Below are 16,040 nucleotides of genomic sequence, written 5' to 3'. Positions count from 1 at the left end.
TCAGACGGGAATAAAAACGCCCGGCGCGGCCGGGCGTCTTAGGGTGTGCGGTCGATCAGATGCGCTTGGCCTGTTCTACCGCGTTACCGATGTAGCTGGCCGGGGTGAGCTTCTTCAGCTCAGCCTTGGCTTCGGCCGGCATTTGCAGGCCATCGATAAAAGTCTGCAGCGCTTCGGGGCTGATGCCCTTGCCGCGAGTCAACTCTTTGAGTTTTTCGTAGGGGTTCTCGATGTTGTAGCGACGCATGACCGTCTGGATCGGCTCGGCCAGGACTTCCCAGCAGGCGTCCAGGTCGGCGGCGATGCGCTGCTCATTGAGTTCCAGCTTGCTGATGCCCTTGAGGCTGGCTTCATAGGCAATCACGCTATGGGCGAAGCCGACACCGAGGTTGCGCAGCACGGTGGAGTCGGTCAGGTCGCGCTGCCAGCGGGAGATCGGCAGTTTGCTGGCCAGGTGCTGGAACAGTGCGTTGGCGATGCCCAGATTGCCTTCGGAGTTTTCGAAGTCGATCGGGTTGACCTTGTGCGGCATGGTCGAGGAGCCGATTTCGCCGGCAATGGTGCGCTGCTTGAAGTAGCCCAGGGAGATGTAGCCCCAGATATCGCGATCGAAGTCGATCAGGATGGTGTTGAAGCGCGCAATGGCGTCGAACAGCTCCGCGATGTAGTCGTGGGGTTCGATCTGCGTGGTGTAAGGGTTGAAGCCCAGGCCCAGCTCGTCTTCGATAAAGGCGCGGGCATTGGCTTCCCAGTCGATCTGCGAGTAGGCCGACAGGTGGGCGTTGTAGTTGCCTACGGCGCCGTTGATCTTGCCCAGCAGTGGCACGGCGGCGACCTGGGCGATCTGGCGTTCGAGACGGTAGACGACGTTGGCCAGTTCCTTGCCCAGAGTGGTCGGCGAAGCCGGCTGGCCATGGGTGCGCGAGAGCATTGGCACGGCAGCGAAACGCTGGGCCAGTTCGCGGATTGATTCGGCAATCTGGCGCATCAGCGGCAGCAGCACGCCATCACGGCCTTCGCGCAGCATCAGGGCGTGGGACAGGTTGTTGATGTCCTCGCTGGTGCAGGCAAAGTGGATGAACTCGCTGACATTCGCCAGCTCGGGCAGCTTGGCGGCCTGCTCCTTGAGCAGGTACTCGACGGCTTTGACGTCGTGGTTGGTGGTGCGCTCGATCTCTTTGACGCGCTCGGCGTGTTCCAGAGAGAAGTTTTCGGCCAGGGTATTCAATACCGCATTGGCCTCGGCGGAGAATGCCGGTACTTCGGTGATCGCTTCATGAGCGGCCAGGCGCTGGAGCCAGCGCACTTCAACCATGACGCGAAAACGGATCAGGCCGTATTCGCTGAAAATAGGGCGCAGGGCCTGGGTTTTGCCGGCGTAGCGGCCGTCAACAGGGGAAACCGCAGTGAGCGAAGAGAGCTGCATGGGGTGTTCTCGGACAGTCGGGCAACGAAATGGGGCGCGTATCATACATGAAAAGAACCGCTGGTCCGTTGCCAACTGACCAGCGTCTTACGCGTTTGCAGCGGTTACAGCATCAGTGTTCGCTGCGCATCAGCGGGTACAGTTCCTTGAGCAGCTTGCGGCGGCTGAAGACCAGCTGCCAGCGATGGCCGCCCAATTGACGCCACAGGCGTGCCGAACGTATGCCGGCCAGCAGCAGGGCGCGAATTTTCGAGGCGTTGCTCGGTTGTTGCAGGTTGCGCATGTCGCCATGCACCTGGATACGTTGGCGCAGGGTGCTCAGGGTGTCCTGGTACAGCGCGCCACAGGCGGCGACCACGTTTTCATGGGCTGGGCCAAAGTGCTCGACCTGGGACTGGATCTGCGGCAGGCGTTTGCCGATCACCTCAAGCAGGTCGTCGCGCTTGGCCAACTGGCGCTCCAGGCCCAGCATCGACAGCGCGTAGCGCAGGGGTTCGCGCTGCAGCGTGCTCGGATCGCGCTCAAGGGCGCCAATCAGCGCCCGGTAACCTTCGCGCAGATTGAGATCATCGCCGCCGTAGACCTCCAGGGTGTCCTTGGGGTCGCGGATCAGCAGGCTGCCGAGCATGCAGGCCAGATCCGGTTCGCTGACCTGGCCGGTCTTGGCGATCTTGTCGACCAGCACTGCGGCGAGGAATACGCCGCCCAGTGCTGTCAGTTGTTCCTGGGTCGGGCTCATGGGCGCGAATCCTTGCTGTACCACGGCTCAGCCACTTCGATGACGCCACCGCCCAGGCAGATTTCGCCATCGTAGAACACCACGGACTGGCCGGGTGTTACGGCGCGCTGCGGCTCGTCAAACACCGCGCGATAGCCGTCAGCAGTCTTTTCCAGCGTGCAGGGCTGGTCGCTCTGGCGATAGCGAACCTTGGCGGTCAGGCGGCGCGGGCTGCTCAGGTCGACCGGGTTGACCCAGTAGATCTGCGAAGCGAGCAGGGCGCGGGAGAACAGCCATGGATGGTCGTTGCCCTGGCCGACGATCAGTTCGTTGTGTTCCAGGTCCTTGATCAGCACGTACCACGGCTCGTCGCTGGCGTCCTTGAGGCCGCCGATGCCCAGGCCCTGGCGCTGGCCAATGGTGTGGTACATCAGGCCGTGGTGACGGCCGATGACTTCGCCTTCGGTGGTCTTGATCTCGCCGGGCTGGGCCGGCAGGTACTGCTTGAGGAAGTCGCTGAAACGCCGCTCACCGATAAAGCAGATGCCGGTGGAGTCCTTCTTCTTCGCAGTCGCGAGATCGTGTTTCTCGGCGATGGCGCGCACCGCCGGCTTCTCCAACTCACCCACCGGGAACAGGGTCTTGGCAATCTGTTCGCCGCCGACGGCATGGAGGAAGTAGCTCTGGTCCTTGTTCGGGTCCAGGCCCTTGAGCAGTTCGGTGCGGCCGTCGATATCGCGGCGACGCACGTAGTGCCCAGTGGCGATCAGATCGGCGCCGAGCATCATCGCGTAGTCCAGGAAGGCCTTGAACTTGATTTCGCGGTTGCAGAGGATGTCCGGGTTGGGCGTGCGCCCGGCCTTGTATTCGGCCAGGAAGTGTTCGAACACATTGTCCCAGTACTCGGCGGCGAAGTTGGCGGTGTGCAGCTTAATGCCAATCTTGTCGCACACGGCCTGGGCGTCCGCCAGGTCGTCCATGGCGGTGCAGTATTCCGTTCCGTCGTCTTCTTCCCAGTTCTTCATGAACAGGCCTTCGACCTGGTACCCCTGCTCCATCAGCAGGAGGGCAGATACGGAAGAGTCCACGCCGCCGGACATGCCGACGATGACGCGCAGGTTTTCTGGGGCAGGGGAGGCTGGATCACGCATAGGGTTTCAATGAGTGTCTTTGAAAAAGGACGCGATTCTAGCAGGCCGCGGCCTTCAAGGCTAAAGAGAAGGGCGGATCAGTTCGAGGCTGTGCAGGCGACCGCTGGAATAATCGTCAAGGCATTGCCCGATCAGCTCGCTGCGCCAGTGTTCGCGCTGCGTCAGCAGTTCGTCGCGGGTCAGCCAGCGGGCTGCAATGATGCCGTCGTCCAGGGCGCGCTCGGGGTGGTGTTTGATTGGTTTGCCGGCAAAGCACACGCGCTGGTAGGTCACGCCATTGCTGGGGGCGGTGTACAGATAAATGCCGATAACCGCGGTCAGCTCGATGTCCCAGCCGGTTTCTTCAAGGGTCTCGCGGACGGCGGCGTCGAGCAGGCTCTCGTTGGGGTCGAGGTGGCCGGCGGGTTGGTTGAGCACGGCGCGGCCGTGTTTCAGTTCCTCGACGAACAGGAATCGGCCCTGGTCTTCGACAATTGTGGCGACGGTGATGTGGGGTTGCCATTCCATAAGGATTCCTCTTCGAATGCCTGCGTAGGTTGGGCTTGTCGGGACGGACAAGGCAATACCCGGCGGCGAGCGGCAGGCTCATACAGCGGGTCCATAAAAAACCCCGGAGCAAGTCCGGGGTTTTCGGTGTTGCCACGCCATCAGGCGTCAGCCGTTACTCAAGCCACCAGTGTCGCGATGGCGGCATTGAATACCTGGCTTGGGCGCATGACCTGGCGAGTCAGCTCGGGATTGGCCTGGTAGTAGCCGCCGATATCCACGGCCTTGCCCTGAACGGCGTTGAGCTCGGCGACGATGGTTGCTTCGTTCTCGGTCAGGGTGCTGGCCAGTGGGCTGAACTGCGCCTGCAGGGCAGCATCTTCGTTCTGCGCGGCCAGGGCTTGGGCCCAGTACAGCGCGAGGTAGAAGTGGCTGCCGCGGTTGTCGATATTGCCGACTTTGCGCGATGGCGATTTATTGTTATCCAGGAACTGGCCGGTGGCCTGGTCCAGGGTCTTGGCCAGCACCAGGGCTTTTGGGTTGCCGTAGGTGTTGCCCAGGTGCTCCAGGGAAGCGGCGAGGGCGAGGAACTCACCCAGCGAGTCCCAGCGCAGGAAGTTTTCTTCGAGCAGTTGCTGAACGTGCTTGGGCGCGGAGCCGCCGGCGCCGGTTTCGAACAGGCCGCCACCGTTCATCAGGGGCACGACCGAAAGCATTTTGGCGCTGGTGCCCAGTTCCATGATCGGGAACAGGTCGGTCAGGTAGTCGCGCAGTACGTTGCCGGTGACCGAAATGGTGTCCTGGCCCGCACGGATACGTTGCAGGGAGAAAGCCATTGCGTCGACAGGCGACATGATGCGGATGTCCAGGCCCGACGTGTCGTGGCCCTTGAGGTATTGCTGGACCTTCTCGATCACCACGCCATCGTGGGCGCGCATTGGGTCGAGCCAGAAAATCGCCGGGGTGTTGCTTGCACGAGCGCGGTTGACGGCCAGTTTGACCCAGTCCTGGACCGGGGCATCCTTGGTCTGGCACATGCGCCAGATATCGCCGGCTTCAACGTTCTGTTCCAGCAGCAGGCGGCCTTGGCCGTCGGTGACGCGGACAACGCCGTCGGCTTTGATCTGGAAGGTCTTGTCGTGCGAGCCGTACTCTTCGGCTTTTTTCGCCATCAGGCCGACGTTAGGTACGCTGCCCATGGTCGTCGGGTCGAAGGCGCCATGTTGCTTGCAATCCTGGATCACCGCCTGGTAGATGGTGGCGTAGCAACGATCCGGGATCACGGCCTTGGTGTCGTGCAGTTGGCCGTCGGTACCCCACATCTTGCCCGAATCGCGGATCATCGCCGGCATCGAGGCGTCGACGATAACGTCGCTCGGCACGTGCAGGTTGGTGATGCCCTTGTCGGAGTTGACCATGGCCAGCGCCGGGCGCACGGCGTAGACCGCCTGGATATCCGCTTCGATCTGCGCTTGCTGCTCGGCCGGAAGGGCCTTGATGCGTGCGTACAGGTCGCCGATGCCGTTGTTCAGGTTGAAGCCGATTTCGGCCAGGACGGCAGCGTGCTTGTCCAGGGCGTCTTTATAGAACTCGGCGACGATCTGGCCGAACATGATCGGGTCGGAGACTTTCATCATGGTGGCTTTCAGGTGGACTGAAAGCAGTACGCCTTGTTGCTTGGCGTCTTCGATCTGGGCGGCGATGAACTGGCGCAGGGCTTTCTTGCTCATGACGGCGCAATCGATGATCTCGCCGGCTTGCACGGCGGTCTTTGCCTTCAGGACGGTGCTGGTGCCGTCTTGAGCGATCAGTTCGATTTTGACGCTGTCGGCGCTTTCAATCAGTGCGGCTTTTTCGCTGCCGTAGAAGTCGCCGTCCTGCATGTGGGCGACGTGGGACTTGGAGTCCGAGCTCCAGGCGCCCATTTTGTGCGGGTGCTTGCGGGCATAGTTCTTGACCGACAGTGGAGCGCGGCGGTCCGAGTTGCCTTCGCGCAGTACCGGGTTCACGGCGCTGCCCTTGATCTTGTCGTAGCGTGCGCGGGTGTCTTTGTCGGCGTCGGTGGTCGGCGCTTCCGGGTAGTCCGGGAGGTCGAAGCCGTGGGCCTGCAGTTCCTGGATCGCGGCCTGGAGCTGTGGGACCGAGGCGCTGATGTTCGGCAGCTTGATGATATTGGCTTCAGGGGTCACGGCCAGTTCGCCCAGTTCGGCGAGGTGGTCCGCTACAGCGTGTGAGCCCAGTCGTTCAGGGAAGCTGGCGAGAATGCGGCCAGCCAGGGAGATGTCCCGGGTCTCGACGGCAATGTCGGCGCAAGCGGTGAACGCTTCGACGATAGGGAGCAGCGAATAGGTGGCGAGGGCTGGAGCTTCGTCGGTGAAGGTGTAGATGATCTTCGAACGGGTGGGCATATTCGGATTAACTCTCTTCTTTGCTGAGCGTGCTCAGAGTCTCGAGATGCGCAGGGTAGGCGCTTTCGTTCAACGTCATCCTTGAGCTGAAAGTCGAGGTTTCTTGGCGGTGATGTTGGGTGCATCAGTAGAGCGTCAAGCGGCCGGGCTACGATAGCGGCCCTGCCTTCTCAAGGCCTGAAGGCCTGTTGCAGACGGGTCGGTCCGCGTGACTCTTTGGTCACCGGAGCATTATACATAGGTCTTTGGTATTACGCCGAGGGTTGCGCTACTTCAGTGGTCATCCATTGGTCTATAAGGTCTCGGCGCCAGAGGCGCTGTACCATGGCACCTCCAGGCTGGATTTTGTCTGTTTCCCCGTTGCCTTCGAGCTTGTGGGCATTGAAGAATGCTGACCGGACGCAGATGAGTGGAACATGTGGTTTCCGTCCAGATTCAACTGGGTTACGCTCGAAGGCAGGCACGAAGTTCAATCCACACAACGGAGTTCAGCATGGGATACCAGAAGATTCAGGTTCCAGCAGTCGGCGACAAAATCACCGTCAACGCAGACCATTCTCTCAATGTTCCTAACAACCCGATCATTCCTTTCATCGAGGGTGATGGTATCGGTGTCGATATCAGTCCCGTCATGATCAAGGTTGTCGATGCTGCTGTGAAGAAGGCCTACGGCGGCGAGCGCAAAATCTCCTGGATGGAGGTTTACGCCGGCGAGAAGGCTACCCAGGTTTATGATCAGGACACTTGGCTGCCCCAGGAAACGCTGGACGCTGTCAAAGATTACGTCGTTTCCATCAAGGGCCCGCTGACCACGCCGGTCGGTGGCGGTATTCGTTCGCTGAACGTTGCCTTGCGCCAGCAACTGGACCTGTATGTGTGCCTGCGCCCCGTGCGCTGGTTTGAAGGCGTGCCAAGCCCGGTCAAGAAGCCAGGCGATGTCGACATGACCATCTTCCGTGAGAACTCCGAAGACATCTATGCCGGTATCGAGTGGAAAGCCGGTTCGCCGGAAGCGACCAAGGTCATCAAGTTCCTGAAAGAAGAAATGGGCGTCACCAAGATCCGTTTCGATCAGGATTGCGGTATTGGCGTCAAGCCGGTCTCCAAGGAAGGCACCAAGCGCCTGGCGCGCAAGGCGCTGCAGTATGTCGTCGATAACGATCGCGACTCGCTGACCATCGTGCACAAAGGCAACATCATGAAGTTCACCGAAGGTGCCTTCAAAGAGTGGGCCTACGAGATCGCTGCCGATGAGTTCGGTGCGACCTTGCTCGATGGCGGTCCTTGGATGCAGTTCAAGAACCCGAAAACCGGCAAGAATGTCATCGTCAAGGACGCCATCGCCGATGCGATGCTCCAGCAGATCCTGCTGCGTCCGGCAGAATACGATGTCATCGCGACCCTGAACCTCAACGGCGACTACCTGTCCGACGCCCTGGCGGCCGAAGTGGGCGGTATCGGTATCGCACCGGGTGCGAACCTGTCCGACACTGTGGCGATGTTCGAAGCGACCCATGGTACTGCGCCGAAATACGCCGGCAAGGACCAGGTCAACCCGGGTTCGCTGATCCTGTCTGCCGAGATGATGCTGCGTCACATGGGTTGGACCGAAGCGGCCGACCTGATTATCAAAGGCACCAACGGCGCTATCTCGGCCAAGACCGTGACCTATGACTTCGAACGCTTGATGGATGGCGCGACACTGCTGTCTTCGTCGGCGTTCGGCGATGCGCTGATCTCCCATATGTAAGCTGAGTCGCGCTAAAGCAAACCGCCCGGCTCAAGCGATTGAGGCCGGGCGGTTTGTCTTTGGGGTGTCGGAGGGGTCAGGCTGTGGCGTTGAGTGCATCGCTGGCGAGTGCCGGGCTGATGGCGCGGGCGAAGGAGATTTTCACCGCGTGCAGCCCTTTGGGGCCCTGGATCACCTCGAAAGCCACCGGCTGTCCTGCCTTGAGGGTCTTGTAGCCATCCATTTCGATGGCAGAGTAGTGGGCGAACAGGTCTTCATCCTTGCCATCTTCATTAATGAAGCCATACCCTTTGGCATTGTTGAACCACTTGACCTTACCGCTTAGCATGCTCATATCCCTCTGCAAAGGACTCCAACACTGGAGTATCATCCCGATCAACCGCGCGCCAGCCTAAAGTAGGGTTGACTGCACGGACCTTTTCACCCCCAAGTGGGCTCTATTGGTTGTAACACCGTTTTGCCGATAGTCAAGGTCATGGGGATGCCGAGTTGAAAACCGACCCAGGCGCCCCCACCACTGTATTCGCACAACTCACGAACCTTTCTCTCCATGCATGCAAATAGCCAGATTCGACTAACATTCAATCAGGATCGCCCGGATTTTCACGACGACGATTCCGCTGGCTTGGCCGTACAGGAAGCCAAGCCTGCTTTGCAGGCGCCGCCGATGTACAAGGTGATTTTGTTCAACGATGACTACACGCCAATGGATTTTGTCGTCGAGGTGCTCGAGGTGTTCTTCAACCTCAACCGTGAGCTGGCGACCAAGGTTATGCTGGCCGTTCATACAGAAGGACGGGCAGTATGCGGATTGTTTACCCGCGACATTGCCGAGACCAAGGCTATGCAGGTCAATCAGTACGCCCGTGAAAGCCAGCATCCGCTACTCTGTGAAATCGAGAAGGACGGTTAACGCCGACCACTTGGGTATGAGGTGAAGCCATGTTAAACCGCGAACTCGAAGTCACCCTCAATCTCGCCTTCAAGGAGGCGCGCTCCAAACGCCATGAGTTCATGACGGTCGAGCATCTCCTGTTGGCTCTTTTGGATAATGAGGCTGCCGCCACCGTTTTGCGTGCCTGCGGCGCAAACCTCGATAAGCTGCGGCACGATCTGCAGGAGTTTATCGACTCCACCACGCCACTGATTCCCGTCCACGATGAAGACCGCGAAACCCAGCCAACCCTGGGCTTTCAGCGCGTGCTGCAGCGTGCGGTGTTCCATGTACAGAGCTCCGGCAAGCGCGAAGTCACCGGTGCCAATGTGCTGGTCGCCATCTTCAGCGAGCAGGAAAGCCAGGCAGTATTCCTGCTTAAACAACAAAGCGTCGCGCGTATCGATGTGGTCAATTACATCGCTCATGGCATTTCCAAAGTGCCCGGGCATGGTGATCATTCCGAAGGCGAGCAGGAAATGCAGGATGAAGAGGGCGGCGAGTCGTCGGCCTCGAGCAATCCGCTGGATGCCTATGCCAGTAATTTGAACGAACTGGCGCGCCAGGGGCGGATCGACCCTCTGGTCGGGCGTGAAATGGAAGTCGAACGGGTTGCGCAGATCCTGGCTCGGCGGCGCAAGAACAACCCGTTGCTGGTCGGTGAGGCCGGTGTCGGTAAAACCGCCATCGCTGAAGGGCTGGCCAAGCGGATTGTCGATGGCCAGGTGCCCGATCTGTTGACCAATAGCGTGGTCTATTCACTGGACCTGGGCGCATTGCTGGCAGGTACCAAGTACCGCGGTGATTTCGAGAAACGTTTCAAGGCGCTGCTCGGCGAACTGAAAAAACGTCCGCAGGCCATCCTGTTTATCGATGAAATCCACACCATCATCGGCGCCGGTGCGGCCTCCGGTGGCGTCATGGATGCGTCGAACCTGCTTAAGCCGTTGCTGTCTTCGGGTGATATCCGCTGCATCGGCTCGACCACGTTCCAGGAGTTCCGCGGCATCTTCGAAAAGGACCGGGCCCTGGCGCGCCGCTTCCAGAAAGTTGATGTCTCCGAGCCTTCGGTCGAGGACACCATTGGCATCCTGCGGGGGCTCAAGGGGCGTTTCGAGCAGCATCACAATATCGAGTACAGCGACGAGGCATTGCGTGCCGCCGCCGAGCTTGCCTCGCGCTACATCAATGATCGGCATATGCCGGACAAGGCCATCGATGTGATCGATGAAGCGGGCGCCTACCAGCGTCTGCAGCCTGTCGAGAAGCGTGTCAAACGTATTGAAGTGCCACAGGTCGAGGATATCGTTGCGAAAATCGCCCGGATTCCGCCTAAGCACGTCAGCAGTTCCGACAAGGAACTGCTGCGTAATCTTGAGCGTGACCTGAAGCTCACTGTGTTCGGCCAGGATGCGGCGATCGATTCGCTGTCGACGGCCATCAAGCTGTCGCGGGCGGGGCTCAAATCGCCGGATAAACCCGTTGGTTCGTTCCTGTTCGCCGGCCCTACGGGTGTCGGCAAGACCGAAGCGGCACGGCAATTGGCCAAGGCGCTGGGTGTCGAGCTGATTCGCTTCGACATGTCCGAGTATATGGAGCGCCATACCGTCTCGCGCCTTATTGGCGCACCACCAGGGTATGTCGGTTTCGACCAGGGCGGGCTGCTGACCGAGGCGATCACCAAGCAACCGCACTGTGTCTTGCTGCTCGATGAAATCGAGAAGGCGCATCCGGAAGTCTTCAACCTGCTTTTGCAGGTCATGGACCACGGCACGCTGACCGACAACAACGGGCGCAAGGCGGATTTCCGCAATGTCATCGTCATCATGACCACCAATGCCGGTGCCGAAACGGCAGCGCGAGCTTCCATCGGGTTCTCCCATCAGGATCACTCTTCCGATGCGATGGAAGTGATCAAGAAGGCATTCACGCCGGAGTTCCGCAACCGTCTGGACACCATTATCCAGTTTGGTCGCCTCAGTCATGAGGTTATCAAGAGCGTGGTGGACAAGTTCCTTACCGAGCTTCAGGCGCAGTTGGAAGACAAGCGTGTGCAGCTTGAGGTAACGGACGCGGCGCGCAGTTGGCTGGCGGCTGGCGGTTATGACGAGGCCATGGGCGCGCGGCCGATGGCGCGGCTGATCCAGGACAAGATCAAGCGTCCGCTTGCAGAAGAGATTCTCTTCGGTGAACTGGCTGATCATGGTGGCGTCGTGCATATCGATATCAAGGACGGTGAGTTGACCTTTGATTTCGAAACGACGGCCGAGATGGCTTGAGCCATAGGGGATGAGTTTGCTCGCGATGCCGCAGGGCTCGCGAGCAAACTCGCTTCAGGCGCTAGGCTGCTCACATAAATGACACGCACACAAAAACGCCCGGCAATGCCGGGCGTTTTGTATTGACTTGATTAGCGAGCGCGGTAAGTGATGCGCCCTTTGCTCAAGTCATAGGGCGTCAGCTCGACGCGCACTTTGTCACCGGTAAGAATACGAATGTAGTTCTTGCGCATCTTGCCGGAGATATGCGCGGTTACGACGTGCCCATTTTCCAACTCCACGCGAAACATGGTGTTGGGCAGGGTGTCGACGACAGTGCCTTCCATTTCGAAGCTGTCTTCTTTCGACATGCAGTAAAGCCCTCGGTGTCCAGTGAATGGCCCGGTGCAACTGCGCCAGGCAAAAGCGGCGTGCATTGTGCCCGAAAAAGGGGTGTCAAGCCAAGAGCTTCTAGTTAAGAGTGACCCAGCGCTGGTTTATAAGCAGCTCAATCGGGCGATATTGGGTTTTATAATTCATTTTTTTGCAGTTTTTGATCCAGTATCCAAGGTAAACCGCATCCAGTTTCAGTCGTAGCGCCTCGCCAATCTGCCAGAGAATCGCGAAGCGCCCCAGGCTGCGGCGCTCTTCATCAGGATCGTAGAAGGTATAGACCGCCGAGAGGCCGTTGGGCAGCAGGTCGGTGACGGCAACGGCGACCAGGCGTTCGCCCAGGCGAAACTCGTAGAAGGTCGAGAATGGCAGGTCGCGAACCAGGAATGTCGAAAATTGCTCGCGACTGGGCGGGTACATGTCGCCGTCGGCATGGCGTTGTTCGATGTAGCGCTGATACAGGTCGAAATGCTCTTCACTGAATCCGGGCTTGGCGGCCCGGACCTGCAGGTCGCTATTGCGCTTGAGAATGCGCTTTTGCTGGCGGTTGGGCAGAAACTGGCCGACGGGGATCCGCGCCGGCACGCAGGCATTGCAGTTCTGGCAATGCGGCCGGTAAAGGTGGTCGCCGCTGCGGCGAAAGCCCATTTCTGACAAATCCGCATAGACGTGCACGTCCATCGGCTGGCTAGGGTCGAGGAACAGCGTAGTGGCCTGTTCTTCGGGCAGATAGCTGCAGGCGTGGGGTTGAGTGGCATAGAACTTCAAGCGCGCCAACTCGGTCATGATCGGCCCTCGGAATAAGCTTTGAATAAGTGTAAGCCAGGCTGGTAAAAGTCGCCTATCAAACCCAGGTAGCCGTATTGGGCAGGTCCAGGTGAGCCTTTAGATAGTCGGCGAATACTTTTCGGGGAATGGCTCGGGCGCCCAGGCTGTGCAGATGCTCGGTTGGCATCTGGCAGTCGATCAGCACGAAACCGGCGTTTTCCAGGTGCTCGACAAGCCTGGCGAAACCGAACTTGGACGCGTTGTCAGCGCGGCTGAACATGGATTCGCCGAAAAACAGCTGGCCCATGGCCAGGCCATACAGTCCGCCGACTAACTCACCTTGGTCCCAGACCTCGACCGAGTGGGCGTGCCCGCGCCGATGCAGTTCCAGGTAGGCGTCCTGCATGGCTTGGGTGATCCAGGTGCTGTCTGCATAGGGGCGGGGCTGGGCGCAGGCATGGATCACCGCGGCAAAGTCCTGGTCAAAGGTGACCTGGTAGCGCTGTTGGCGCAAAAGCTTGCCCAGGCTGCGGGAGATATGCAGTTCGTTGGGGAAGAGCACGGTGCGTGGGTCTGGAGACCACCAGAGAATCGGCTGGCCTTCGGCGAACCACGGGAAGCAGCCGTGCCGATAGGCCTGGACCAGCCGGTCGGCCGACAAGTCGCCACCCGCGGCGAGCAGGCCGTTGGGGTCGCGTAGGGCTTTTTCCAGTGGGGGGAAAGTCAAGCTGTTGCGATTCAACCAGGTCAGCATGGTAGTGGGGCTTGGCAGTGGGCGGGGCGAGGGGAATAACTAGAGATCCCTGCACCGGTGATCATGATCTGGGGAGGCGCTATGGAGCGCTGCGCTCACCCCCGCGGGAAAACTCGCCGTGCTTGCAACTACAGGGCGCAAGTGCGGTCGTAGACGGTCACTATTGCCAATCCTGCGACAGGTTTGCAAGTCAGTGCCCCGAAAGCTTGGTCAAGCTTGCAAAACACCGCATAAGCCTTTGTCACAAAAGAGAATGCATGCTCAAATTGAGGCGTACAAAAGGTGTTTTTGGCTATGCTACACCCTAGTCAACGCGGCGTGGCATGGTTCGGGCAAATCCGTACAATGGCACTCGCAAACCCTGGGGATTGTACAAGGTTGCGGTATTGGGCCTATGTTGCGCGTCAGAGCGCTTGTATAAAAATGTGTGTATGGCAGAGCCGGCTTGGCTGACCTGTTAATTTTCAACCGTCCGGTAGGGGCGGTATTGTGTAGTCAATCCATTGTTGGGCGCGCCTTTGGCGCAGGAAAAGAAGCGTTTTGAAGAAATCCACAGCAACATCCAAACCCGTCGTGCCACTTTGGCGCCAGCAACTGCACTACCGGCTCAAGGAAGGTGCGTTGATTGCCATTGGTGCACTGTGCCTGTTCCTGATGATGGCACTCCTGACCTATGGCAAGGACGATCCGGGCTGGAGCCACAACAGCAAGATTGACGACGTGCAGAATTTCGGCGGCCCTGCGGGCTCCTACAGCGCCGATATCCTGTTTATGGTGCTGGGTTATTTCGCCTATATTTTTCCGCTACTGCTGGCCATCAAGACCTACCAGATCTTCCGCCAGCGGCATGAGCCGTGGCAGTGGAGCGGCTGGCTGTTTTCCTGGCGCCTGATCGGCCTGGTCTTTCTGGTGCTGTCCGGTGCGGCCCTGGCTCATATCCATTTCCATACGCCGACCGGCCTGCCTGCCGGGGCGGGTGGCGCACTGGGCGAAAGCCTTGGCGACCTGGCCAAAAACGCCCTGAATATCCAGGGCAGTACCCTGATGTTCATCGCCTTGTTCCTGTTTGGCTTGACCGTGTTTACCGACCTGTCGTGGTTCAAGGTCATGGACGTGACCGGCAAAATCACCCTGGACCTCTTCGAGCTGTTCCAGGGCGCCGCCAACCGTTGGTGGGAGGCGCGCAACGAGCGTAAGCAACTGGTCGCGCAACTGCGTGATGTCGATACCCGTGTCAGCGAAGTGGTCGCCCCGGCAGTCGCGGATCGCCGCGAGCAAGCCAAGGCCAAGGAACGCCTGATCGAACGCGAGCAGGCGTTGACCAAGCATATGTCCGAGCGGGAAAAACACATTCCGGCCGTGATTGCGCCTGCCCCCGTCAAGGCACCCGAGCCCAGCAAGCGCGTGCAGAAAGAAAAACAGGCGCCGCTCTTTGTCGACAGTGCAATCGAAGGCACCCTGCCACCGATTTCGATCCTCGATCCGGCAGAAAAGAAACAGCTCAATTACTCCCCCGAATCCCTGGCTGCCGTTGGCCATCTGCTGGAAATCAAGCTCAAGGAGTTCGGGGTTGAAGTGAGCGTCGACTCGATTCATCCCGGGCCGGTCATTACCCGTTATGAAATCCAGCCGGCCGCGGGCGTCAAGGTCAGCCGTATTGCCAACCTGGCCAAGGACCTGGCGCGCTCTTTGGCGGTGACCAGTGTTCGGGTCGTGGAAGTGATTCCCGGCAAGACGACTGTCGGCATCGAGATCCCGAACGAAGACCGCCAGATCGTGCGCTTCTCCGAGGTGCTTGAGTCGTCCGAGTATGACGACGCCAAGTCACCGGTGACCCTGGCCCTGGGCCATGATATTGGCGGCAAGCCGGTCATTACCGACCTGGCGAAGATGCCGCACTTGTTGGTGGCCGGTACGACCGGTTCCGGTAAGTCCGTGGGTGTTAACGCAATGATCCTGTCGATCTTGTTCAAGTCGGGTCCCGAGGACGCGAAACTGATCATGATCGACCCGAAAATGCTCGAGCTGTCGATATACGAAGGCATTCCGCACCTGCTGTGCCCTGTGGTCACCGACATGAAGGATGCCGCCAACGCGCTGCGCTGGAGCGTGGCTGAGATGGAGCGGCGCTACAAGCTGATGGCGGCCATGGGCGTACGTAACCTGGCGGGCTTCAACCGCAAGGTCAAGGATGCGGAAGAAGCAGGCACGCCGCTGACAGACCCGATGTACCGGCGCGAAAGCATTCACGACGAAGCGCCGCTGCTCAAAACCTTGCCGACCATCGTGGTGGTGGTCGACGAGTTCGCCGACATGATGATGATCGTCGGCAAGAAAGTTGAAGAGTTGATTGCGCGTATCGCCCAGAAGGCGCGGGCAGCGGGCATCCACCTGATTCTCGCGACCCAGCGTCCATCGGTGGATGTGATCACCGGCCTGATCAAGGCGAACATACCGACTCGCATGGCGTTCCAGGTATCAAGCAAGATCGACTCGCGAACCATTATCGACCAGGGCGGCGCCGAGCAATTGCTGGGCCATGGTGACATGCTCTACATGCCGCCAGGTACCAGCCTGCCGATCCGGGTCCATGGCGCGTTCGTCTCCGACGACGAGGTTCACCGCGTGGTCGAAGCCTGGAAACTGCGCGGCGCTCCTGACTACAACGACGATATCCTCAATGGCGTAGAGGAAGCCGGTAGCGGCTTTGACGGTGGTGGCGAGGGCAGTGATGACAGCGAAAGCGATGCCCTTTACGACGAAGCTGTACAGTTCGTCCTGGAAAGCCGCCGAGCGTCCATCTCCGCCGTACAACGCAAATTGAAGATCGGTTACAACCGGGCCGCCCGGATGATCGAGGCCATGGAAATGGCTGGCGTCGTGACGGCAATGAATACCAACGGCTCGCGCGAAGTACTGGCGCCGGGCCCGATGCGCGACTGACCGGCGGGCCTGGTTCCACGCCTGCCGCTACTCACCCGTTTTCAATGAGGA

At 59.6% G+C, this 16,040-nt stretch carries 13 protein-coding genes; 4 read left to right on the top strand and 9 right to left on the bottom strand.

Going from position 1 to position 16,040, the window contains the following annotated elements:
- Nucleotides 1–55: 55 nt before the first annotated feature.
- The 5 genes from purB to NPS46_RS06570 all read right to left on the bottom strand — a co-directional run bounded on the left by purB (nt 56) and on the right by NPS46_RS06570 (nt 6,189).
- Nucleotides 56–1,426 carry an adenylosuccinate lyase gene (purB, locus tag NPS46_RS06590; RefSeq protein ID WP_274105625.1) on the bottom strand — a complete coding sequence of 457 codons (1,371 nt, stop codon included), beginning with the start codon at nt 1,424–1,426 and terminating at the stop codon, nt 56–58.
- 112 nt (nt 1,427–1,538) lie between these two features.
- On the bottom strand, nt 1,539–2,165 hold the full coding sequence (gene hflD / locus NPS46_RS06585; RefSeq protein ID WP_274105624.1) for a high frequency lysogenization protein HflD: 627 nt from the start codon (nt 2,163–2,165) through the stop codon (nt 1,539–1,541).
- Nucleotides 2,162–3,295 carry a tRNA 2-thiouridine(34) synthase MnmA gene (mnmA, locus tag NPS46_RS06580; RefSeq protein ID WP_274105623.1) on the bottom strand — a complete coding sequence of 378 codons (1,134 nt, stop codon included), beginning with the start codon at nt 3,293–3,295 and terminating at the stop codon, nt 2,162–2,164. The genes hflD and mnmA overlap by 4 nt, the downstream gene beginning before the upstream one ends.
- 60 nt (nt 3,296–3,355) lie before the next feature.
- Nucleotides 3,356–3,802, bottom strand: a complete 447-nt coding sequence (locus NPS46_RS06575; RefSeq protein WP_274105622.1) for an NUDIX hydrolase — start codon at nt 3,800–3,802, stop codon at nt 3,356–3,358.
- A 158-nt stretch (nt 3,803–3,960) separates the two neighbouring features.
- Complete coding sequence (locus tag NPS46_RS06570) at nt 3,961–6,189, bottom strand: NADP-dependent isocitrate dehydrogenase (RefSeq protein ID WP_274105621.1); 2,229 nt, start codon at nt 6,187–6,189, stop codon at nt 3,961–3,963.
- Between the two features lie 493 nt (nt 6,190–6,682).
- Between NPS46_RS06570 and icd the strand changes: the two genes are divergently transcribed.
- Complete coding sequence (gene icd, locus NPS46_RS06565; protein ID WP_274105620.1) at nt 6,683–7,939, top strand: NADP-dependent isocitrate dehydrogenase; 1,257 nt, start codon at nt 6,683–6,685, stop codon at nt 7,937–7,939.
- Between the two features lie 76 nt (nt 7,940–8,015).
- Here icd and cspD read toward each other — a convergent pair whose 3' ends face one another.
- On the bottom strand, nt 8,016–8,267 hold the full coding sequence (gene cspD, locus NPS46_RS06560; RefSeq protein ID WP_274105619.1) for a cold shock domain-containing protein CspD: 252 nt from the start codon (nt 8,265–8,267) through the stop codon (nt 8,016–8,018).
- A 222-nt stretch (nt 8,268–8,489) separates the two neighbouring features.
- On the opposite strand from cspD, the gene clpS reads away from it, so the two are divergent.
- Complete coding sequence (gene clpS / locus NPS46_RS06555) at nt 8,490–8,852, top strand: ATP-dependent Clp protease adapter ClpS (RefSeq protein ID WP_274105618.1); 363 nt, start codon at nt 8,490–8,492, stop codon at nt 8,850–8,852.
- A 29-nt stretch (nt 8,853–8,881) separates the two neighbouring features.
- A complete protein-coding gene (gene clpA / locus NPS46_RS06550; RefSeq protein WP_274105617.1) occupies nt 8,882–11,152 on the top strand; it encodes an ATP-dependent Clp protease ATP-binding subunit ClpA in 2,271 nt (756 codons plus the stop codon).
- Nucleotides 11,153–11,283: 131 nt separating this feature from the next.
- On the opposite strand, the gene infA is transcribed toward clpA, so the two are convergent.
- From infA to aat, 3 genes are all read right to left on the bottom strand, one after another.
- Nucleotides 11,284–11,502 carry a translation initiation factor IF-1 gene (infA, locus tag NPS46_RS06545; protein ID WP_002553999.1) on the bottom strand — a complete coding sequence of 73 codons (219 nt, stop codon included), beginning with the start codon at nt 11,500–11,502 and terminating at the stop codon, nt 11,284–11,286.
- A gap of 100 nt (nt 11,503–11,602) precedes the next feature.
- Complete coding sequence (locus NPS46_RS06540; protein WP_274105616.1) at nt 11,603–12,310, bottom strand: arginyltransferase; 708 nt, start codon at nt 12,308–12,310, stop codon at nt 11,603–11,605.
- A gap of 58 nt (nt 12,311–12,368) precedes the next feature.
- Nucleotides 12,369–13,046 (bottom strand): leucyl/phenylalanyl-tRNA--protein transferase, encoded by a 678-nt coding sequence (aat, locus tag NPS46_RS06535; RefSeq protein ID WP_274105615.1) that lies wholly within the window; start codon nt 13,044–13,046, stop codon nt 12,369–12,371.
- 540 nt (nt 13,047–13,586) lie between these two features.
- On the opposite strand from aat, the gene ftsK reads away from it, so the two are divergent.
- Nucleotides 13,587–15,989: a DNA translocase FtsK gene (gene ftsK / locus NPS46_RS06530; protein WP_274105614.1), complete on the top strand. Its 2,403-nt coding sequence runs from the start codon at nt 13,587–13,589 to the stop codon at nt 15,987–15,989.
- Nucleotides 15,990–16,040: the final 51 nt, after the last annotated feature.

It is taken from the genome of Pseudomonas putida (genome assembly GCF_028682395.1).
GTDB classification, from domain to species: Bacteria; Pseudomonadota; Gammaproteobacteria; order Pseudomonadales; family Pseudomonadaceae; genus Aquipseudomonas; species Aquipseudomonas putida_AB.
This window is presented reverse-complemented; position numbering and strand designations above follow the sequence as displayed.